Source organism: Salipaludibacillus keqinensis (assembly GCF_003226325.1).
GTDB classification, from domain to species: domain Bacteria; phylum Bacillota; class Bacilli; order Bacillales; family Salisediminibacteriaceae; genus Salipaludibacillus; species Salipaludibacillus keqinensis.
This window is the reverse complement of sequence record NZ_PDOD01000004.1, coordinates 94238-115012: the sequence shown is the minus strand read 5'-3', so window position 1 is coordinate 115012 and position 20775 is coordinate 94238. Positions and strand designations below refer to the sequence as shown.

At 42.8% G+C, this 20775-nt stretch carries 18 protein-coding genes and 3 riboswitches; all 18 genes read right to left on the bottom strand.

Annotation, left to right across the window (positions count from 1 at the left end):
• On the bottom strand, positions 1-1539 hold the full coding sequence (gene purH, locus CR194_RS15515) for a bifunctional phosphoribosylaminoimidazolecarboxamide formyltransferase/IMP cyclohydrolase (protein WP_110610694.1): 1539 nt from the start codon (positions 1537-1539) through the stop codon (positions 1-3).
• The gene (gene purN / locus CR194_RS15510; RefSeq protein ID WP_110610692.1) at positions 1540-2124 is read right to left on the bottom strand and encodes a phosphoribosylglycinamide formyltransferase; all 585 of its coding nucleotides are present in this window, start codon (positions 2122-2124) and stop codon (positions 1540-1542) included.
• Positions 2118-3161: a phosphoribosylformylglycinamidine cyclo-ligase gene (gene purM / locus CR194_RS15505; RefSeq protein WP_110610690.1), complete on the bottom strand. Its 1044-nt coding sequence runs from the start codon at positions 3159-3161 to the stop codon at positions 2118-2120. Before purM ends, purN begins: the two co-directional genes overlap by 7 nt.
• A gap of 1 nt (position 3162) precedes the next feature.
• Complete coding sequence (gene purF / locus CR194_RS15500; protein WP_110610688.1) at positions 3163-4587, bottom strand: amidophosphoribosyltransferase; 1425 nt, start codon at positions 4585-4587, stop codon at positions 3163-3165.
• Positions 4563-6794 (bottom strand): phosphoribosylformylglycinamidine synthase subunit PurL, encoded by a 2232-nt coding sequence (gene purL, locus CR194_RS15495; protein WP_110610686.1) that lies wholly within the window; start codon positions 6792-6794, stop codon positions 4563-4565. Before purL ends, purF begins: the two co-directional genes overlap by 25 nt.
• Entirely contained in the window at positions 6778-7461 is a 684-nt protein-coding gene (gene purQ, locus CR194_RS15490; protein ID WP_110610684.1) for a phosphoribosylformylglycinamidine synthase subunit PurQ, read from the bottom strand. The genes purL and purQ overlap by 17 nt, the downstream gene beginning before the upstream one ends.
• Positions 7458-7715 carry a phosphoribosylformylglycinamidine synthase subunit PurS gene (gene purS / locus CR194_RS15485; protein WP_110610682.1) on the bottom strand — a complete coding sequence of 86 codons (258 nt, stop codon included), beginning with the start codon at positions 7713-7715 and terminating at the stop codon, positions 7458-7460. Before purS ends, purQ begins: the two co-directional genes overlap by 4 nt.
• A complete protein-coding gene (purC, locus tag CR194_RS15480; RefSeq protein ID WP_110610680.1) occupies positions 7715-8428 on the bottom strand; it encodes a phosphoribosylaminoimidazolesuccinocarboxamide synthase in 714 nt (237 codons plus the stop codon). Before purC ends, purS begins: the two co-directional genes overlap by 1 nt.
• Positions 8429-8509: 81 nt before the next feature.
• Positions 8510-9808, bottom strand: a complete 1299-nt coding sequence (gene purB, locus CR194_RS15475) for an adenylosuccinate lyase (protein ID WP_110610678.1) — start codon at positions 9806-9808, stop codon at positions 8510-8512.
• Between the two features lie 14 nt (positions 9809-9822).
• Complete coding sequence (gene purK / locus CR194_RS15470; RefSeq protein ID WP_110610676.1) at positions 9823-10959, bottom strand: 5-(carboxyamino)imidazole ribonucleotide synthase; 1137 nt, start codon at positions 10957-10959, stop codon at positions 9823-9825.
• Entirely contained in the window at positions 10956-11441 is a 486-nt protein-coding gene (purE, locus tag CR194_RS15465) for a 5-(carboxyamino)imidazole ribonucleotide mutase (protein WP_110610674.1), read from the bottom strand. The genes purK and purE overlap by 4 nt, the downstream gene beginning before the upstream one ends.
• A gap of 211 nt (positions 11442-11652) precedes the next feature.
• A riboswitch (purine riboswitch) is annotated at positions 11653-11754 on the bottom strand.
• A 337-nt stretch (positions 11755-12091) separates the two neighbouring features.
• Positions 12092-12298: an NETI motif-containing protein gene (locus tag CR194_RS15460; RefSeq protein WP_110610672.1), complete on the bottom strand. Its 207-nt coding sequence runs from the start codon at positions 12296-12298 to the stop codon at positions 12092-12094.
• 4 nt (positions 12299-12302) lie between these two features.
• A complete protein-coding gene (locus CR194_RS15455) occupies positions 12303-12845 on the bottom strand; it encodes a DUF2179 domain-containing protein (RefSeq protein ID WP_233254390.1) in 543 nt (180 codons plus the stop codon).
• Positions 12846-13201: 356 nt separating this feature from the next.
• Positions 13202-15238, bottom strand: coding sequence for an ATP-dependent Clp protease ATP-binding subunit (locus CR194_RS15450; RefSeq protein WP_110610670.1), 2037 nt, complete (start codon positions 15236-15238; stop codon positions 13202-13204).
• A gap of 150 nt (positions 15239-15388) precedes the next feature.
• Entirely contained in the window at positions 15389-15919 is a 531-nt protein-coding gene (locus CR194_RS15445) for an isoprenylcysteine carboxyl methyltransferase family protein (protein ID WP_110610668.1), read from the bottom strand.
• Between the two features lie 2 nt (positions 15920-15921).
• On the bottom strand, positions 15922-17001 hold the full coding sequence (locus CR194_RS15440; RefSeq protein WP_110610666.1) for a type III polyketide synthase: 1080 nt from the start codon (positions 16999-17001) through the stop codon (positions 15922-15924).
• A gap of 221 nt (positions 17002-17222) precedes the next feature.
• Positions 17223-18539, bottom strand: a complete 1317-nt coding sequence (locus CR194_RS15435) for an NCS2 family permease (RefSeq protein ID WP_110611108.1) — start codon at positions 18537-18539, stop codon at positions 17223-17225.
• Between the two features lie 175 nt (positions 18540-18714).
• Positions 18715-18816: riboswitch (purine riboswitch) on the bottom strand.
• Between the two features lie 106 nt (positions 18817-18922).
• Complete coding sequence (guaA, locus tag CR194_RS15430) at positions 18923-20461, bottom strand: glutamine-hydrolyzing GMP synthase (RefSeq protein ID WP_110610664.1); 1539 nt, start codon at positions 20459-20461, stop codon at positions 18923-18925.
• Between the two features lie 203 nt (positions 20462-20664).
• Positions 20665-20766: riboswitch (purine riboswitch) on the bottom strand.
• Positions 20767-20775 lie beyond the last annotated feature (9 nt).

The following is a 20775-nucleotide window of genomic DNA, read 5'->3' as shown; positions in this document are numbered from 1 at the left end:
TTAATGTTTAAAGTGTCTGACACCAGTAAACACCATGGCAATACCATACTCATTTGCCATATCAATTGATTCTTGATCACGCTTCGATCCACCTGGTTGAATAATGCAGCGAATACCTGCTTTACCTGCTGTTTCTACTGTGTCGCTCATTGGGAAGAACGCATCAGATGCCATCACCGCACCGTTCGCTTTATCGCCTGCTTGCTCAATGGCAATCTTCGCCGCTCCAACACGATTCATCTGGCCTGCACCTACGCCGATCGTTTGATCAGCTTTAGCCAATACGATCGCATTCGACTTTACGTGTTTGACCACTTTCCAAGCCATTTTAATTTGTTCCAACTCGTTATCAGAAGGTTTACGGTCCGTTGGGATCGTCACTTCCACATCTTCGTAGCTAAGTGTGTCCGTTTCCTGCATAAGCGCCCCGCCAGAAACCGTGGTGATTCTTTGTTCTGAAGGTTCATTTTTAGATAAATTTACTGTTAACAAGCGCAAATTTTTCTTTTCAGTCAAGACAGCCAGTGCCTCTTTCGAAAAACTTGGAGCAATGACAATTTCCAAGAAGATCTCTTTCATTTTCAAGGCTGTCTCTTCATCCACTTCCCGGTTACAAGCCACAATTCCCCCGAAGATTGACATAGGGTCTGCTTCATAAGCTTTTGTATACGCATCAAAAATGGTTTCGCCAATCCCAACACCACAAGGGTTCATGTGTTTAATGGCCGCGACTGCCGGACCATTGAAGTCACGAATCACAGCTAATGCAGCATCAGCATCGTTAATATTATTATAGGAAAGTTCTTTTCCGTGAAGCTGTTCCGCCCTGGAAATGGACACGGGGTTTCCTAGCGGGCGCTCGTAAAAGGCAGCCAGCTGATGTGGGTTCTCCCCATAGCGAAGCATTTGTTTCAAGTTATATGTAATCGTCAATTTCTCAGGTGCATCTTCTCCCGTCTGCTTCGTTAAATATTCGCCAATTAACGCGTCATATGCCGCTGTATGACGAAAAGCTTTGGCAGCAAGCTTTCTTTTCCGCTCACCGGACAACTCCCCATCGAAATCTTTTAATTCTTGCAACACTACATCGTAATCGGCTGTATCAACAATTATTGCCACATCATTGTGATTTTTCGCAGCTGATCGAATCATCGAAGGACCACCGATATCAATGTTTTCAATCGCATCAGTGAACGTCGATTCTGGTTTTTCAATCGTTGCTTGGAACGGATATAAATTAACCACAACAAAATCGATTAAGCCAATTCCTTGTTGCTTGAGAGCATCCATATGTTCGTCGTTATCACGAACACCAAGAAGACCACCGTGGATATTTGGGTGCAACGTTTTCACTCGGCCGTCCATCATTTCTGGAAAGCCTGTCACGTCCTCGATCCCGATGACGTTCACTCCAGCTTGTTCTAATTCACGCTTTGTTCCCCCGGTCGAGATCACTTCAACACCCATCTTTTCTAGCTCTTGTACGAAGGGAACTATTCCTTGTTTATCGGACACACTGACTAATGCTCGTTTCTTCACCTAATTCACGCTCCTCTGTAATTGTGAGATCACATGTTGAATTGTCGTTGGATACAACTGATGTTCGACTGATTGAATTTTCTTCTGTACATCTTCTTTCGTATCCGTCTCTTCTATTCTAACAGGTTCTTGGGCAATGATTGGACCCGTATCCATTCCTTCATCAACAAAATGAATCGTCACTCCTGAAATTTTCACTTGGGCTGTAAACGCTTGTCCGATCGCATCAAGGCCTGGGAAAGCAGGAAGCAAGGAAGGATGAATGTTGATGATTCGTCCTTCATATTCCCGTAAAAGGGTCGGTCCAACGAGTCTCATATAGCCGGCTAATACTATTAGTTCAATATCTCGGCGTTGAAGCTCAGCTACGATCTCTTTTTCAAACATCTCCTTAGAAGAGTAATCCTTTGCTGAGAATGAAAAAACAGGAATGCAGTGTTTGTCAGCGCGAGTTAACACATAGGCGTCTTTTTTGTCACAAACAAGCAAATCTACCGACGCATCAATCTTCTTCTGTTCCGCCGATTCAACTATCGATTGAAAGTTGCTTCCACTTCCTGAAGCAAATACGGCTATCTTCACCATCGTTTCAACGCTCCTTCGAATTGGACTCCAGTACCTTCGATGACTCGTCCAATTTCCACAGGTCTTTCACCCACTTCTGTCAGCTTTGTTAAAACTGAATCAACTTCCTCGTTCCTTACCGCTAATACGAGACCGATCCCCATATTAAACGTTTCAAGTAAATCTTCCTCGGTTAAAGTCCCGTTTTCCTTCAACCATTGAAACACATAGGGGATGTCCCACCGATCAAGCTGGATTTCCGCCGCTAATCCGTCCGGTAACATTCGTGGCACATTCTCCACAAGACCGCCGCCGGTAATGTGGGCAGCCGCTTGAATCTGTCCGCCACCAAGAAAAGGCTGTAATGCTTTCACATAAATCTTTGTGGGAGTCATAAGCATCTCACCGAGCGTTAGCTCTTGTGCCGAACCTACAACATCTTCCCAAGCCAAACCCGTTTCCTTCACGATTTTTCGTACTAAAGAAAAGCCATTACTGTGGACGCCGCTTGACGGAAGACCAATGAGAACATCTCCATCATTTACTCGATCGGCTCCCCAAAGTTGACTCTTTTCCGCCGCACCAACGACAAATCCGGCGACGTCGTATTCTTTTTCATCATATAATCCAGGCATCTCTGCGGTTTCTCCACCTATTAGAGCGCATCCTGATTGCCGACAACCTTCCGCGACACCGGCCACAATCTGTTCTACTTGCTCAGGATCGTTTTTTCCAAGGGCTAAATAATCTAAGAAAAACAACGGTGAAGCCCCTTGAACGACGATATCGTTCACACACATGGCGACAGCGTCAATGCCGATCGTGTCATGCTTGTTAATCTCTTGAGCAATCATCAACTTCGTTCCAACACCATCCGTGCCAGATACTAACACGGGCTCTTTCAAATTCAGCTGAGACAAATCAAACAAGCCACCGAATCCGCCGAGACCACCGATCACTTCCTTACGAAACGTGGATTTCACATGTTTTTCCATACGCCGAACACCTTCATAACCTGCTTCGATATTCACACCTGCCGATTCATATGCTTTTGACACGTTATTTCCCTCCTAGTACTTTATCGTAAGGGTGATCTGTTTCTGGATAAATGTCTGTCGGGTATTGTCCGGTAAAACAGGCTAGACACTGTCCACAGTTCTCCATGGTGTCTGGTCTGCCAATCCCACTCATCAACCCATTGACACTTAAATATGACAACGAATCGGCGCCCATTTCATCACAAATCTCTTGCTGACTTTTCGTGGAGGCAATTAATTCACCTTTCGTAGACGTATCAATGCCGTAGTAACATGGATTAATAATTGGTGGAGAGCTTATACGCACATGAACTTCTTTCGCCCCTGCTTCTCGAAGTAATTTGACGATTCGACGTGCCGTCGTGCCTCTCACGATGGAATCATCGATCATAACCACTCGTTTCCCTTCCACCACGCCTCGGACGGCTGACAACTTCATTTTCACCCCTTGCTCTCTTAAAGCTTGAGAGGGCTGAATGAAAGTCCTGCCTACATAACGATTTTTGATCAAGCCTAACTCATAAGGAATGCCTGCTTCTTCTGCATAACCGATCGCGGCTGAAATACTGGAATCCGGAACACCGGTGACGACATCTGCCTCAATAGGAGACTCGATCGCTAACTGTTTACCAAGATTTTTTCTAGCTGCGTGAACGTTGATTTCTTCCACATTGCTATCTGGACGTGCAAAATACACATATTCCATCGAACAAATGGTTCGCTTTGTGGATGGAGAGAACTCTTCAATATGGAGTCCTTCATCATCGATCGTTATCAACTCGCCTGGATGAACTTCCCGTACAAATTCTGCGCCAACAATATCAAAGGCACACGTTTCAGAAGATACAACATAAGCATCTCCCAACTTCCCAATCGACAATGGACGAAGCCCGTTCGGATCGAGCGCTACCATCATGAAATCTTCTACAAGAACCGCCAAAGCATAAGCTCCCTTGACCATTGTTAGAGCATTTTTCACTGAATCTTTGATATCCGGATAGCCGCTCCGTTTAATTAAATGAGCAATTACTTCTGTATCAGACGTCGTTTGAAAAATGCTTCCTTGATGCTCCAATTGACGCTTCAACGCCGTCGCATTCACAAGGTTTCCGTTATGAGCCAAGGCAAGGCTGCCTGTCTGGGAGTTGAACTGGAGTGGCTGACAATTAATAAAGTCACTGTTTCCAGCTGTTGTATACCGAACGTGGCCGATCGCTCCCGTTCCACTCAAACTATCTAAAATATCCGGGTTGAACACTTCATTGACGAGACCCATCCCTTTATGGATTTTTAATTTCTCTCGATCACTAACGACAATTCCTGCTCCCTCTTGTCCACGGTGTTGTAAGCTGTGTAATCCGTAATACGTAATATGGGAGGCGTCTACGTGCCCCCATACTCCGAAAACTCCACACTCTTCATTTAATCCTTTGATTTCAGGTAACATGAAATGGCACCTCTCCACGCATCCTCTAATGGCTGAACGCGTTCGTTGATCAGGGTATGACCCTGTTTGTCTGTCACTTTAATCGTTGCTGTATCTGTGACGGTTCCAATTGCTTTCGCTTCTGGAATCAAGTTTTCAAACTGCTCTTGCTGATTTTTCTTCACAGTAAGAATGTAACGTGACGGTGATTCACTGAAAAAGGCTGCCAAGACATCGGAATCATCTATCGTCACCTCTGCTCCTAATGAAGTTCCAAAGGCTTTTTCCGCCAAAGCAATGAGAAATCCACCTTCTGATAAATCATGTGCAGACTGAATCGTGCCCGCCTGAATCGCTTGAAGCACTTGTGATTGCCGTAATTTTTCTACTTCTAAATCGATCGCAGGAGAAGGTCCGAAGATTGTTCCTTCGGTCAACTTTTGCAATTCACTCCCCGAAAACTCTGGCTTTGCTTCTCCGAGAAGGTAAATCACATCGCCCGCTTCTTTCATTGACTGTTTCGTAATATGCTCTAGTTTATGAATCAGACCTACCATCCCAATGACGGGTGTCGGGTAGATGGCACCTTTCGCTGTTTCATTATATAAAGATACATTTCCCCCGATAACCGGTGTAGCTAACACGTCACAGGCTTCACTTAATCCGTCGGTAGATCGTTCCAATTGCCAAAAAATTTCAGGCTTTTCTGGATTCCCATAATTTAAACAATCAGTCACCCCAAGTGGTTCTGCACCGGAGCAGACAAGGTTTCTCGCAGCTTCCGCAACGGCAAGCTTTCCACCTTCATAGGGGTCTAAATAGATATAACGAGAGTTACAATCCGTTGTCATCGCTAACGCTTTTTCAGTGTCACGAATTCTTATCACTGCCGCGTCAGATCCAGGAGCAACCACGGTACTCGTTCGTACCATATAATCGTATTGTTCATAAACCCATTCTTTACTGGCGATCGTCAGTTGTTGAAGTAAATCTTTGAATGTTTTTCCGTAATCTGATACTTCAGGACGATAGCCCGCCTGTTGTTGAAATTGTTGAAAGTAAGCTGGTTCTTTCGAAGGTTGGTGATAGACGGGAGCCTCTTCTGCCAATGCATCGACTGGAACGTCTGCTACCGTTTCACCTTGATGAACCAGCTTCAAACGATGTCCTTCTGTTACGCGGCCCACTTCTTTCGCCTTCAGTCCCCACTTTTCAAATAAGTCAATAAATTCTTGTTCACTGCCCCGTTCAACAACAAGAAGCATTCGCTCTTGAGATTCAGACAACATCATTTCATACGGTGTCATCGCTTTTTCGCGCTGAGGAACCTCATCTAAATTCATTTCGATCCCAGACCCTGCCTTACTAGCCATCTCAGCGGAGGACGAGGTTAAACCGGCAGCCCCCATATCTTGAATACCGACTAATTTCGGATGTTTCGTTGCTTCAAGACATGCTTCAACTAGCAGCTTTTCCATAAATGGATCACCTACTTGGACAGCTGGCCGTTTCGCTTCTGACTCATCACTTAGCTCTTCCGAGGCAAAAGTAGCTCCGTGAATTCCATCACGACCTGTGCTTGCCCCTACATATAAAACCGGGTTCCCTACTCCTTTAGCTTGACCTTTTTGAATATCTTTATGATCAATCAACCCAACGCACATGGCGTTAACAAGAGGGTTTCCTTCGTAACAAGAGTCGAATTGTACTTCGCCCCCGACCGTTGGAATACCAATGCAATTTCCGTAGCCAGCAATACCTGCTACAACACCTTCAAAAATATATTTCACTCGCGGATTTTTCAGTTCACCGAAACGAAGGGAATTCAATAACGCAACAGGACGGGCGCCCATGGAAAAGACGTCACGAATAATGCCGCCGACGCCTGTTGCTGCTCCTTCATAAGGCTCAATCGCAGACGGATGATTATGACTTTCAATTTTGAAAACGACTGCTTGGTCGTCTCCAATATCGATAATTCCTGCCCCTTCACCAGGTCCTTGTAACACCTTTTCACCAGTGGTCGGAAATTTTTTCAACAGGACTTTAGAGTTTTTATAACTACAGTGCTCTGACCACATGACGGAGAAGAGGCCTAATTCTGTGTAGTTCGGCAACCTGCCTAAAATGTCTTCAATCATTTGAAACTCTTGATCACTAACACCCATTTCTTTGTACACTTTCTCTTGTTTAATCATGGATGGTGATGGTTCATGTAGTAATTGCATGCTGTTTCCTCCAATGCTTCACAATTGATTGAAATAATTTCAAACCGTCTGCTGATCCTAACAAAATATCGACTGCCCGCTCGGGGTGAGGCATCATACCAAGAACATTTCCTTGTTCGTTCGTAATTCCTGCGATATCTTCTATTGATCCATTGATATTTTCGCTGTAAGTGAAAACCACTTGATTATTTTTCTTTAATCGATCCAGTGTCTGTTCGTCGCAGTAATAGTTTCCGTCTCCGTGAGCCACAGGGATCGTGATTGTTTCACCTTCCCCATAACTATTTGTAAACATCGTCTTTTGATTCTTCACCTTAAGACCTACTTGCTTACAAATAAACGTCAGCTTCTCATTCCGGCGCATCGCTCCTGGAAGTAACCCTGCTTCAAGCAAAACTTGAAAACCATTGCACACGCCAAGGATGGGTTTGCCTACATTGGCTGCTTCTTTCACAGCTTTCATGATCGGCGAAAATTTTGCAATCGCTCCAGATCGAAGGTAGTCTCCATAGGAGAACCCACCAGGAAGAAGAATGGCGTCAAATCCTTCTAAACTCGTTTCGTCATGCCAAACATATGAGACCTCTTCCTCCAGTTCATCCTGAATGGCGTGATACATATCTAAATCACAGTTGGAACCTGGAAAGACGATGACAGCGAATTTCATGAAGAGACAACCTCCTCAGTTTCGTAGCTATAATCTTCAATTACGGGATTAGCCAACAGTTTATCGCACATTTCTTTCACCTGGTTATCGATCGTATCTTCAGTCGCTTCCATACGAAGGGACATAACTTTTCCGATTCGTACATCTTCTACTCCTCCGAACCCGAGATGATGGAGCGAATTTTTTACAGCTGATCCTTGTGGGTCCAATACCCCTTCTTTTAACGTCACATATACTTTTACTTCGTAAGTCATTATGCTTGTCCTCCCAGTCTGTTAAAAATAGTTTCATACCCCTCTTGCAAGTTCCCTTGCTGAAAACGGAACAAATCTTTATCAAACGATTCTCCTGTTTTTATATCCCAAAGCCTGCATGTATCTGGTGAAATTTCATCTGCTAATAGGACATTTCCCGAGGTATCGCGGCCAAATTCCAGTTTAAAGTCAATCAGCTGGACGTCGATTCGTTTAAATAGCTCAATCAGCTGTTCATTTACGGCTAACGCCTTTTCTTTCATCGTCTGGATTTCATCAGGTGTTGCTAGTTGCAGCGCCTGGATGTGCTCCTCGTTCATCAATGGATCGCCCAGCTCATCGTCTTTATAATATAATTCTACAATTGGTTTATGGAATGTCTCGCCGCGAGTAAACCCTAAACGCTTAACTAAACTTCCTGCGGCCACGTTACGAACAACCACCTCAATCGGGATAATCGTCACTCGCCGAATCAGCTGTTCTGTTTCAGATAGACGTTCAATGAAGTGACTCTTAACGCCTTGTTTCGCAAGCGTAGAAAAAATCAGCGAACTGATTTCGTTATTTAAGCGTCCCTTTCCAAGGAGAGTTTCTTTTTTCTCACCGTTAAATGCCGTAGCGTCATCTTTGTACTCGACCCACAATACTTCAGGTTTTTCTGTTTCATAAATTCGTTTTGCTTTTCCTTCATACAAACAACCTTTTTTCTCCAACAGAGCCGCCTCCTGTAAGTTAAAATCCGAATATTGGCAATTTTCTATCTAGCACCTGCACGTGCAGGTGCTCTCTTTTTCCTATCCATTCAAGCCTAATTTGTCAAATATCGTATCCACATGTTTTAAATGATGGTGATAATCGAAACAGTCATCTAACTCTTCAGAAGACAGATGATCGGTGATGCGGGCATCTTCGTCCACAAGCGTTCGGAATTGCACGGCTTTCTCCCATGCTTCCATCGCTTTTGGCTGTACGAGATCATACGCTTCTTCTCTTGCCATCCCTTTATCAATGAGCGATAAGAGTACACGTTGCGAATAGATTAATCCGTATGTCCGAGTCATGTTCCGTTTCATGTTTTCAGGAAAAACGGTTAAATTTTTAACGATGTTTCCAAAACGATTCAACATGTAATTTAACGCAATGGTAGCGTCTGGCAATATGATTCGTTCCGCTGAAGAGTGGGAAATGTCTCGTTCGTGCCATAGAGCCACATTTTCATAGGCCGTTACCATATGACCCCGTAGAACTCTCGCAAGACCAGTCATGTTCTCTGAACCAATCGGATTTCGTTTGTGCGGCATGGCTGAAGACCCTTTTTGTCCCTTAGCAAAGAATTCTTCAACTTCTCTCGTTTCACTTTTTTGCAATCCGCGAATTTCAACAGCCATTTTCTCAATGGATGAGGCTATGAGTGAAAGGGTTCCAACGTAATGGGCATGGCGATCCCGTTGCAATGTTTGCGTTGAGATTGGTGATGCTTCAAGTCCTAAACCTTCACACACATGCTTCTCAACTGCTGGGTTGATGTTGGCATATGTACCGACAGCACCGGATAATTTTCCATATCTGACGGTCTCTGCAGCTTGCCGGAAACGGTCCAAGTTACGTTTCATTTCTTCATACCACAGAGCAAGCTTCAATCCGAACGTCGTCGGTTCGGCATGCACGCCGTGTGTCCGCCCCATCATGACCGTTGTTTTATGTTCAATCGCTTTGTTTTTAAGGATTTCTATAAAATTCAGCAAGTCTTTCTCAATAATTTCATTGGCTTGCTTTAACAAATAGGATAAAGCCGTATCGACGACGTCTGTCGATGTGAGTCCGTAATGCACCCATTTGCGCTCTTCACCGAGCGACTCAGAAACCGCACGAGTGAACGCGACCACATCGTGACGAGTTTCTGCTTCAATTTCAAGAATCCTCTCAACATTAAAGGACGCGTTTTCACGAATTTTCTCTACATCTGCCTTTGGAATATCCCCTAACTCAGCCCATGCTTCACAAGCTAATATTTCCACTTCAAGCCAAGCTTGAAATCGGTTCTCCTCAGTCCAAATGGCTCCCATTTCAGGACGTGTATAACGTTCAATCATTGATGTGCCTCCTATTATTTATCTTCTTTCCAAACAGGTGATTGATTAATTTCTTCCAATGTTTGTTCCATATCATTAGTTAAAAATGTGATGTGGCCCATTTTTCGGCCAGGGCGAGATTCTTTCTTTCCATATAAGTGCAGGTGTCCATCGGGAAGGTTAGACAATTCGTCAACAATGGAGTCGGTGTGCTCGCCTAATATGTTGACCATAACTGCCGGCTTCAATAACTTCGTACTTCCTAATGGCAAACCACAAATTGCGCGAATGTGCTGCTCAAACTGAGAAGTCTCACAAGCATTGATCGAGAAATGACCAGAATTGTGTGGTCTCGGTGCTAATTCATTGACGTAGACCATCTGATCATCGGTTACGAACATTTCCACTGCCAACGTTCCTATTAAATGAAAGGACTCTGCTAAATGGGTAGCCACTTTAATCGCTTGTTGTTCGATTTCATAAGGGATTCGTGCAGGTACGATAGTCTGATGCAGAATCCCATTCTTATGGACATTTTCTGCCACCGGAAATGTCATCATTTCTCCTGTCGTGCTCCTTGTAACAATGACAGAAAGTTCTCTTTCAAAATCAACCCATGATTCTAATACGAAGGGCCCTTTTCCTTGCAGTGCATTCCAAGCTTCAGGAATATCGTTATTAGTGTGGATGACGGCTTGACCTTTTCCGTCATAACCACCTCGCCCTGTTTTCAAAACAGCGGGAAGACCAAGTGCTTCTCTCGCTTTTTGCAGTTCATTCGCTGTTTCCACTGAGCGATACCGAACGACCGGAACTTGAAATGATTTGATAGCTTGCTTCTCATGAATACGGTCCTGTGAGATTTCAAGTAAGTCACTTCCCTGGGGAAGATACATGTTTTGTTCTAACCAAGTAGCTGTTTTCGAGTCGATATTTTCAAACTCATAGGTGAGAACGTCGCATATTTCAGCCAGCTTTCCAGCAGCTTCTAAGTCGTCATAAGCGCCTTCCACTTGATAATCTGCCACTTGGCCACACGGTGAATCAAGTGTCGGCTCAAGTACAGCAACACGATAACCCATTTCTTTTGCCGATAAAGCCATCATTCGTCCAAGCTGACCGCCACCGAGAATTCCAATTGTCTGCCCTGGTTCAATTCTCATATTTTTCATGTCAACTCTCCTTCTTGCATCACTTCTTGACGCTTTTTCTCACGACGCAACTCAAGTCGCCGATGAATCTCCTCATCGTACACGGATAGTTGCTGTGCCGCTAAAAGGGCTGCATTTGTTGCTCCCGCTTTTCCAATAGCTACTGTCGCGACGGGAACCCCCGCTGGCATTTGAACAATGGAGAGAAGAGAATCCATGCCGTCAAGTGCTTTGGACTGCACAGGGACTCCGATGACAGGAATCGTTGTCTTTGCTGCCACCATTCCTGGAAGATGAGCGGCACCGCCCGCCCCTGCGATAATGACTTCAAGGCCTCGTCCTCTAGCAGTTTCTGCGTATTCGAACATTAAATCAGGTGTCCGGTGAGCCGATACGACTTTCGTTTCAAAGGGAACGCCTATTTCCTTAAGCGTTTCTGCTGTGAATTTCATTGTTTCCCAATCTGAAGTAGACCCCATAATCACGCCAACTTTAACTGTCATTAAATAACCTCCTGTTAGTTGTTCCAAAAGTTTCACCACTACAATGATACCAAGTTTTTCGATAAAATAAAAAAACGTCTCTTATCATCCGATCACTACGAGGGACAATAAGACACGTTTAGTAGATATACAATGTTAGATTGTCGCACAATCGAAATTGAGCGAAACAAAATTGAGTCCAGTGAAGCTAATCTGTCCTCTCATCGCGTACATTTGTGTCCATCTCCCTCATAGTCTGCTTATTTACGGTAAGCAGGTAGAAACTTTTGGGCCCTATCCCCTATATTATATGAGGTCACGTATTTGTTTGTTGTATTCATCATAACAATAGGCGCTGGGAGAGTCAACGGTTTTCGAACATTTAAAAGTATTTCCAGATAATTGTTCGGAATTAGCCTCCGATCGTGTTCTTTTCACGTGGACATTTGTCAAAAACATTGGTTTACGGGTTATTTTTAGGGCAGGATTGGATGCTTTGCGCATAGAACAATGTATTTCAGCATTGATGTACTGTTTTTGTGCATAGAACTACGTTTTTTCAGCATTGATGCCTTGTTTTTGTGCATAGGTTACCTTTTTTTCAGCATAGAAGAAGATTTCACTCTAAAACCCCCCAGCGTTCGTCATAGCTGGGGGGTTGATCTACATCATTAGTTATCATCTATCAGTTTTCCCTCAAAGACAATTCGTTGATACGCTACTTCTACATCGTTCTTCTTTCCGCCTTTGACTTCCTTTAAAACAGGTTCCTCCATTCGGCGCACTGGGATGTAGTTTTCTTTCTTCATTCGGGCCAGACATTGGTCGATTGTTTCATTTTCTTCTACGTAAAAACGCTGTTTCTTCTTTTTTGCCATATACCTATCGTTTCACTCCTTTAAGCCAAAAACCTCCGAAAAATGCTTTCGTTTCATGAGAGATAATAAACGCTTGTGGGTCCAACGTCTTTACCATCTGATACAGTTTCCCTTCAGATTTACGGGAGGTAAGGATTTCCATCATCAACCGTTCTCCTTCACGACCGTAGGCCACCCAATTGGTAACCCCATATCCTTGATCGCGGAGGCGGTTCGGGATATCGTGCTCGTATTCTCTCGTAATCACATTAACTGTAATATACCCTAATGCCAGTTTTTCTTCAATCCTCATTCCTACAAGAACACCGATTGCATAGCCGACAGCGTAGGCAACCACATTTTCAATTCGATCTAAATTATCCAAGACAATTCCTAATCCTATAATATAAATAATAATCTCAATCATGCTCGTTGCTGCGGCAAAATAGCGCTGTCCTTTCAATGTTAATATCATCCGCATTGTAAACAAGGTAACGTATACAATATTGATCACGAAAATAATCACAATCATTCCCACCACTTGATCCATGATCGTCGCAAGCACCATTAAACCCTCCATAAATCTTGATATTAGAGTGTAATATATCTTAAATCATCATATATTCGATTTATATAATGATAATCAACCTTTATCTTTCTATATCATCTATTTCCTTGTAATTTTAAACCCAATTTCCAAAAAAAGATATAGAAACATATCCAAAATATTCCACAATTATCGACATTGTTTACACTTTTTCGTCAGATTACATTCAACCACTTTTATATGCTTAAATAATCCCATGCTTACGGCCTTATGTATTTATTAGCTCACCCTTTTATAACGGACCCTGACTAAACACATTTTTTAACTAAAAAAGCCTAAACAAAGCTTTTACAGCTTCATTCAGGCTCGCCTATGATCTACTTTTTGTTTTCTGTAATAATGTTAATCTCTCCTTCAATTGCATCCACTGTACACATGGTTACTTTTTCCTTCTCCATAATGAGGTCGACAATCCGATCTTCTACTTGCTCTTGAATGGTTCTGCGAAGAGGCCTAGCTCCATATTTAGGATCGTAACCTAACTCCGCCAGAGTTTCGATAGCACGATCAGTAATAGATAGAGTAATACCTTGCTTCTGACTCTGTTCAATGACTTCATTTAACATGAGCTTCGTAATCGCTTTTAGCTCCTCTTTTTTCAACGCTTTGAATTGAACAATTCGATCTAGGCGGTTCATAAACTCCCGCTTGAAGTAGGCATCCAAAGGATTGGCATTCGTAGTCATTACAAGGATCGTGTCTTTAAAACTTACTGTCCGACCATGACTATCAGTTAATCGACCATCTTCTAGCACTTGCAAGAACATATGCTGAACATCGGGATGGGCTTTTTCCATTTCATCCAAGAGAATAATCGCATAGGGTCTGCGTCGGACTAATTCTGTTAACTGACCTGCATCTTCGTGTCCCACATAGCCTGGCGGAGAACCTATCAGCTTAGATACACTATGCTTTTCCATGAATTCACTCATATCCAGCCTTAACATAGCCTCTCGGTCACCAAACATCTCTTCTGCCAAAGCTCTAGTTAACTCCGTTTTGCCCACCCCTGTTTGACCGTGAAACATAAACGATGCCATAGGACGTCCTTCTCTTCTGAAACCAGCTCGTCCACGACGGACTGCTTTTGTGACTGCAGTGACAGCTTCTTTTTGACCAATGACTTTTGCTTCTAAATTTCCTTGTAAATGCTGGAGCTTTTCCTGTTCAGCTTGTTCAAGCTTCTGTACTGGAATACCCGTTTTTTGTTCAATAATTTTTTGAATATGAGCTACTTGAACAACTAATTCACGTTCTGAAATGTTTTTCATTCGCTCCTGTAATTTCAGTTCTTCTTGGCGAAGTTTCGCAGCTTGTTCATAATTTTCTTTCTCAGCTGCTTCTTGCTTCTCTTTCTCAATTTTAGCTAAACGAGCTTCTATTTCATCTTTGTTTCCTGATCCTTCATGTAAATTTAGCTTTGCCCCTGACACATCCATGAGATCAATCGCTTTGTCTGGTAATCGTCGATCTTGAATATAGCGATGAGATAATTTGGCACACGCTTCAAGGACTTCCTCAGGATACGTTACGCCATGATACGCTTCATATTTTGGCGCCAATCCTTTTAAGATCTCAATCATATCTTCTACATTAGGCTCTTTCACATGAACCGGTTCAAAACGACGCTCTAGAGCTGCATCTTTTTCGATGATGCGATACTCATTATATGTCGTTGCGCCAATTACTTGAATTTGTCCTCCTGCAAGCGCAGGCTTCAATATATTACCAGCGTCTGTGGAACCTTCTGTTTTTCCTGCACCTACAAGCTGATGAATTTCATCGATAAATAGAATAATATCTGTATCTTGTTCTAATTCCTCAATGAGTTGTTTGACCTTTTCTTCAAACTGACCGCGGTAGCTTGTGCCTGACATGAGTGAGGCTACATCCAATGATATTAGCTTTTTTCCTTGCAATTTCGCAGGTACGCTCCCCTCATTGATCTTTAGAGCAAGTCCTTCAGCTATCGCCGTTTTCCCTACTCCTGGCTCACCAACCAACACCGGATTATTTTTATTTCTCCGATTAAGCACTTCTGCAACTTGAGTGATTTCATTTTCTCTGCCAATGACAGGGTCGATTAATCCTTTTTTCGCAAGTTCGGTCAGCTCTCTCCCGTACTTTTCTAAGATTCCTGACTTCTGTTCTTGGTCTGGTTGTTGCACTGGGTTTGAATGACTTTCCGATTTGTTTGCTCGCCCTGACAAATTGGATGGTCCTGCTGAATGAATCGTGTTCTGACTTAACGTTTGATAACACTGAGAACATAACTGTGCAGATTGTTCCTGACCATTCACCGATACCTTCCAAAAAATTGTCGCTTCCTTCTGATTGCACTGTTGACATGTCATTTTATTTCCTCCTTTATCTGATAGTTTGACTTTGACTATCTTTGACCTTTTAATGACTTCAGTATAAAACAAAGGTCAAAAAAGATCAAGACAGAAGTTTGATCTTTTTTGACCTTTTTGTTTTTCTTTAATATTCTCCATGTTTTAGCCTTATTCTTTCAATACTGATGGGCTTCCGGTGACTCCTAATGCTTCTTCTTCAACTGGAATTCGCACGAACAATAGAAAGAGTGTATTGATCACTGTGAATAATATCGCTGTGAAGTAAGCCTGAAAGATTAACGGGAAGAGAAATAACTCCATGGATACAATGAGATAGTTTGGGTGCCTAAGCCTCCCACGATACAAGCCTTTTGAAACTAGTTTTTCACCTGGGATCACTAATATTTTCGTATTCCAAAATCGCCCTAATGAGACAAGGACCCCTATGCGCATGCCTTGTAAGATAAGGAAGATACCGGTTAATGCAGGCCAAAATGGGTGCAACGCTCCGACACCAACGAACCATTCCATCAACAACACCACGAAAAAGCCAACATGAATGAAAACGATCCACTTGTAATGACTTTGGCCGTACTCAATCGCTCCTCTTTCTCGCATCCATCTCTCATTTCTTTTCGCATAAGCCAATTCCATCACTCTCTGTACAACCACGATTGTCCACAGCACGGAAAACACCATGACTACAACGTCCTCCAATTCAAAAGTAGAAGCTCTGAGCTAAACCCAGGTCCTAAAGCTGTAAGCAAACCCTTTTCGCCTTCTTCATATGACTGCTCCATAAATTCTTTCAATACATACAGAACCGTAGGCGAAGACATATTTCCGTGACTTCTTAAAACCTTTCTCGGTAATTCCGTCATCTCCTCTGTATAACCTAGAGCAAATTCATACGCCGTTAACACTTTCTTCCCACCTGGATGAGCAACAAAAGCATTTATATCATTAAACTCTACCGCCATGGATGATAAAAACATTTCCACATTCGGTTTGAGCCACTTTTCAATAACGTTAGGAATGTCTCTTGAAAAAATCACATGAAGCCCATCTTCTTGAAGATCCCATCCCATGATGTCTTCTGAATCAGGCATGAATGTCGATTGAGTTCCCTCAATATACGGAAGTCTGTTTTCTTTTAAATCAACTTGATCCCCAGCTACTAATGCACAAGCTACGCCATCGCCAAAAAGAGAGGTCCCTACTAAGTTACTTTTAGATCGGTCATCTTTTGCAAAGGTTAAACTGCAAAATTCAGTGCAAAGAACCAGAACTTTCGCTTTCGGATATGCCTTGCAGAAGTCATAAGCTCTGCTTAGGCCAGCAGCTCCTCCTGCACATCCTAACCCCCAAATCGGAATTCTTTTCACATGGGGGGAGAAGGATAACTTATTCATGATTTTGGCATCAATTGTTGGTGTGGATATACCTGAACTGGAAATATAAATGAAAGCATCAATCTCTTCAAGATGGCATGATATCCGTTCGTTCGTCCCTTTTAGGCAGGAACGAATTGCTTTCACCCCTAAATCTACCGCTGAATCTACATATAGTGCATTTTTTTCTGCAAATGTATGAGATTCGAGATACCATGATTTCGGAGCCATGAATTGACGGCTATCGATCCCGCTGTGGTCGAATATTTTAATTAAACGATCAATCTGGGATACGGAAGCTGAAAACAGATCGTAAACAAGCTCTCTCGTTTCTTGTTGGTTCATCTCATACGGAGGCATTTCTGTACTGACTGAAACAATCGCTGGCAAGGGAAGACCTCCTCTTCATTGGTGGCATAACTTTCCTTTAGAATGTCTCAATTTCTTCTTTTTCATGCTTAATTCTTTCTTCTCACCAGTATAATTTAAGTCAACTAATCGAAAACGCCGTTACTTTTACAGCCTCAGGATATACGCAACGTCCTTAACGATGGATTTCCCATACAAAAAAAGCGCCCTCCTTCGTTGAAGAAGAGCGCCTTATATCTATGCTATTCACCTAAATAAACAAAATACAATACAAACACAACGAGCAATACATACATAATCGGATGAACTTCTTTATAACGTCCTTTACACACCATCGTGATTGGATACATGATAAAACCGAGCGCTATCCCCGTAGCAATACTATAGGTTAAAGGCATCGCAATCACTGTGAAAAATGCAGGTACAGCCACCTCGAATTTTTTCCAATCGATGTTGGATAAAGCACCTGCCATCAATACACCTACGACGATCAGAGCTGGAGCTGTTACTTCAGCTGTCACCACTACAAGAAGAGGCGAGAACAATAATGCGATTAAAAATAACACCCCTGTTACTAGTGAAGCAAATCCAGTTCTCGCACCAGCAGCAATCCCTGATGTAGACTCAATGTAAGCTGTTGTAGTCGATGTTCCTAAGATCGCACCGATAGACGTTGCTGATGAATCGGCAAGCAAGGCACGCTGCGCCCGTGGAAGCTTGTTATCCTTCACAAATCCAGCTTGATTCGCTACGGCGTATAATGTTCCGGCCGTATCGAAAAAGTCAACAAACAAGAAAGTCAAAATGACGATCATTAATTGTAATGTGAAAATTTCTCCTAAAGCCATTTCACCAAACGGGCTGAACGCGGCCCCAAATGTTGGCGCTAAACTTGGAATCGATCCAATGGGGCTCCCTGCCGGCAACGGAATGACAGAGAAAATCATCCCCACAATGGCTGTGACGATCATACCGTAAAAAATCCCACCACGAAGCCCTAAACTCATAAACACCACTGTAATAATAACACCGAATACAGCTAATAACGTGGTTGGATTGGCAAGATTTCCAATTTCAACAAGAGTCGCCTCTGATCCTACGACGATGCCTGCATTTTGCAATCCGATAAATGCTATGAAAAGCCCAATTCCGGCCCCTGCTGCAAACTTTAATTCTGCAGGAATGGCGTTGATGATAAATTCTCGAATCCCAACTAAAGTAATAATGATAAAAATAATACCAGATACAAAAACACCTAGAAGAGCTGTTTCCCAAGGTATTCCCATGCCCAACACGACAGAATAAGTGAAAAACGCATTTAAACCCATTCCTGGTGCCAATGCTATTGGATACTTGGCAATGAGCCCCATAATAATTGTACCGATTGCTGCAGCTAGTGCTGTGGCAACATATATCGCCCCTGTGTCCATACCTGTTGGCTCTAAAACATTTGGATTTACAAATAAGATGTAAGCCATGGCAAGAAAAGTGGTGATCCCACCGAGAATTTCTCTCTTATAATTAGTCCCTAATTCATCAAAACGAAAATAACGATCCATCTCTCCCATACTCCCTTTCACCATTGTAATCTGTGATCCCTATTAAAACTTGCAATGCAAACAAAAAGAGCCCTGATTCCTCACGAGGAATCAGGGCTCTAAGTTTCTATATTCTACAAATAACAAAGCAGGACGGCATAAGAACGAGATCAAAAATAATACAACTCGCTACACCTATCTATGCATCATCATTCGTAGTCGGGCTGTTTACGGTAGCCCGGTAGAAACGTTCGGGCCCTATTCCCGAAATTATACGAATATTCGACAGATACTTTTCACATTTGTTAGTGTAGCAAGCTAAATTGTTCTTGTCAACCTAAAACACGAATATTAATCCGTTTCATAGAGGTTTTGTTCGTTTTTATGACAATGATCTAGTCCGTTTATTCCCACTCAATCGTACTTGGTGGCTTTGAAGTGATATCGTACACGACACGGTTGACATCTTTCACTTCGTTAACAATCCGGGTAGAAATCACTTCCAATACATCATAAGGGATTCTAGCCCAGTCAGAAGTCATTCCATCAATCGACGTGACCGCTCGAATACCTACGGTGTAATCATACGTTCGTTCGTCACCCATGACACCGACACTTCGCATATCAGGAAGAGCGGTGAAATATTGCCAAATTTCCCGATCTAGTCCGGCTTTTTTGATTTCTTCCCGAAGAATCGCGTCAGACTCCCGAACGATTTCTAATTTATCGTCTGTAATTTCCCCAAGAACACGAATACCTAAACCAGGTCCTGGGAATGGTTGGCGCCATACTATCTCATCAGGTAAGCCCAATTCAGCTCCTACTTCGCGTACTTCGTCTTTAAATAATGTATTTAAAGGTTCAATTAAATCTAATTTCATATTTTCAGGAAGGCCGCCGACATTGTGGTGAGACTTAATTGTTTGGGCTGTGTCCGTGCCACTTTCAATAATGTCTGTATAAAGCGTTCCTTGAGCAAGGAAGTCCACCTCAGTAAGTTTTCCTGCTTCTTCTTCAAAAACATAGATGAATTCATTTCCAATAATTTTACGCTTTTGTTCTGGATCTTTTACTCCAGTTAACTTCGAAAGAAAACGGTCTTGAGCGTCAATTTTTACGAGGTTCATGTCAAAACGATCACCAAACGTTTCCATGACACTTTCCGCTTCATCTTTTCGTAACAGACCATGATCAATAAACATACAGATCAACTGGTCTCCAATGGCTTTATGAATCAATGCTGCTACGACAGAAGAGTCGACCCCTCCACTTAGTGCACAAAGAACCTTTCTTTCCCCAACACTTTCGCGAATTTTTTCCACTTCGATGTCGATAAAGTTTTCCATTGACCATTTGCCATCACAGTGACAAACGTCATAAATAAAGTTCTTTAGCATTTCATTGCCGTATTCAGAATTTCGTACTTCAGGGTGGAACTGAACGCCATATAACCCGCGGCTTTCATCACTCATTGATGCCACAGGACAAGAGACGTTCGTCGCATCTACAGTAAACCCGGCCGGTGGAGCCTTAACCAAGTCCCCATGACTCATCCATACAGATTGCTGTTTTGGCAGATCCCCAAATAATTTAGAGTCATGTTCAATCGTAATCATCGCTTTCCCGTATTCACGATGGTTTGCTGCCTCCACGGATCCTTCGAAGTGATGAGTCATTAACTGCATGCCGTAACAAATTCCTAAAACTGGAATGCCTAAATCGAATATCTCTTCATCACATCGAGGGGCACCGTCTGCATAAACACTTCCTGGCCCTCCTGAGAAGATGATGCCTTTAGGATTCATTTCTTTTACTTCTGCAGCTGTGATTTTATGAGACACAAGCTCACTGAACACGCCTAAATCACGAATACGTCGAGTAATCAATTGATTGTACTGACCACCAAAATCTAACACGATAACTTTCTCGTTAATTTCCTTCATGTTTTTCCACCTCTTCATTTTAATCAGGTAAGTGACCTTCTCCCTTTCTTCGAGTACTTACAGGGAAAGGTTTGGAACATTCTTTCTCAAGTGAGAGCAGGGAGATCACCTTTTATACGCTCCTATTTAAGTAACGAATAAAAAAAGCTGAAAAACCTACCTCGTATCAAAAAAAATACGAAGGCAGAATTTCCAGCTAAAGATCAAGAAATATCCACCTTCATAGTCAGGTTGTTTAAGGCAACCCGGTAGAGACTCTTGAGCCGTATTCTCAAGGATATATGAGGTATGCATATGGTTTTACTATCGCAAAG

Coding starts and splice junctions, on each gene's coding strand:
- guaA (WP_110610664.1), bottom strand. CDS start 20,461: ATGAAGGAAATTAACGAGAAAGTTATCGTGTTAGATTTTGGTGGTCAG.
- CR194_RS15435 (WP_110611108.1), bottom strand. CDS start 18,539: ATGGATCGTTATTTTCGTTTTGATGAATTAGGGACTAATTATAAGAGA.
- purF (WP_110610688.1), bottom strand. CDS start 4,587: ATGTTACCTGAAATCAAAGGATTAAATGAAGAGTGTGGAGTTTTCGGA.
- purL (WP_110610686.1), bottom strand. CDS start 6,794: ATGCAATTACTACATGAACCATCACCATCCATGATTAAACAAGAGAAA.
- CR194_RS15445 (WP_110610668.1), bottom strand. CDS start 15,919: ATGGTGTTTTCCGTGCTGTGGACAATCGTGGTTGTACAGAGAGTGATG.
- CR194_RS15455 (WP_233254390.1), bottom strand. CDS start 12,845: ATGGTGCTTGCGACGATCATGGATCAAGTGGTGGGAATGATTGTGATT.
- purQ (WP_110610684.1), bottom strand. CDS start 7,461: ATGAAATTCGCTGTCATCGTCTTTCCAGGTTCCAACTGTGATTTAGAT.
- CR194_RS15460 (WP_110610672.1), bottom strand. CDS start 12,298: ATGGCAAAAAAGAAGAAACAGCGTTTTTACGTAGAAGAAAATGAAACA.
- CR194_RS15450 (WP_110610670.1), bottom strand. CDS start 15,238: ATGACATGTCAACAGTGCAATCAGAAGGAAGCGACAATTTTTTGGAAG.
- purS (WP_110610682.1), bottom strand. CDS start 7,715: ATGACTTACGAAGTAAAAGTATATGTGACGTTAAAAGAAGGGGTATTG.
- purK (WP_110610676.1), bottom strand. CDS start 10,959: ATGAAAAATATGAGAATTGAACCAGGGCAGACAATTGGAATTCTCGGT.
- purE (WP_110610674.1), bottom strand. CDS start 11,441: ATGACAGTTAAAGTTGGCGTGATTATGGGGTCTACTTCAGATTGGGAA.
- purN (WP_110610692.1), bottom strand. CDS start 2,124: ATGGTGAAGATAGCCGTATTTGCTTCAGGAAGTGGAAGCAACTTTCAA.
- purB (WP_110610678.1), bottom strand. CDS start 9,808: ATGATTGAACGTTATACACGTCCTGAAATGGGAGCCATTTGGACTGAG.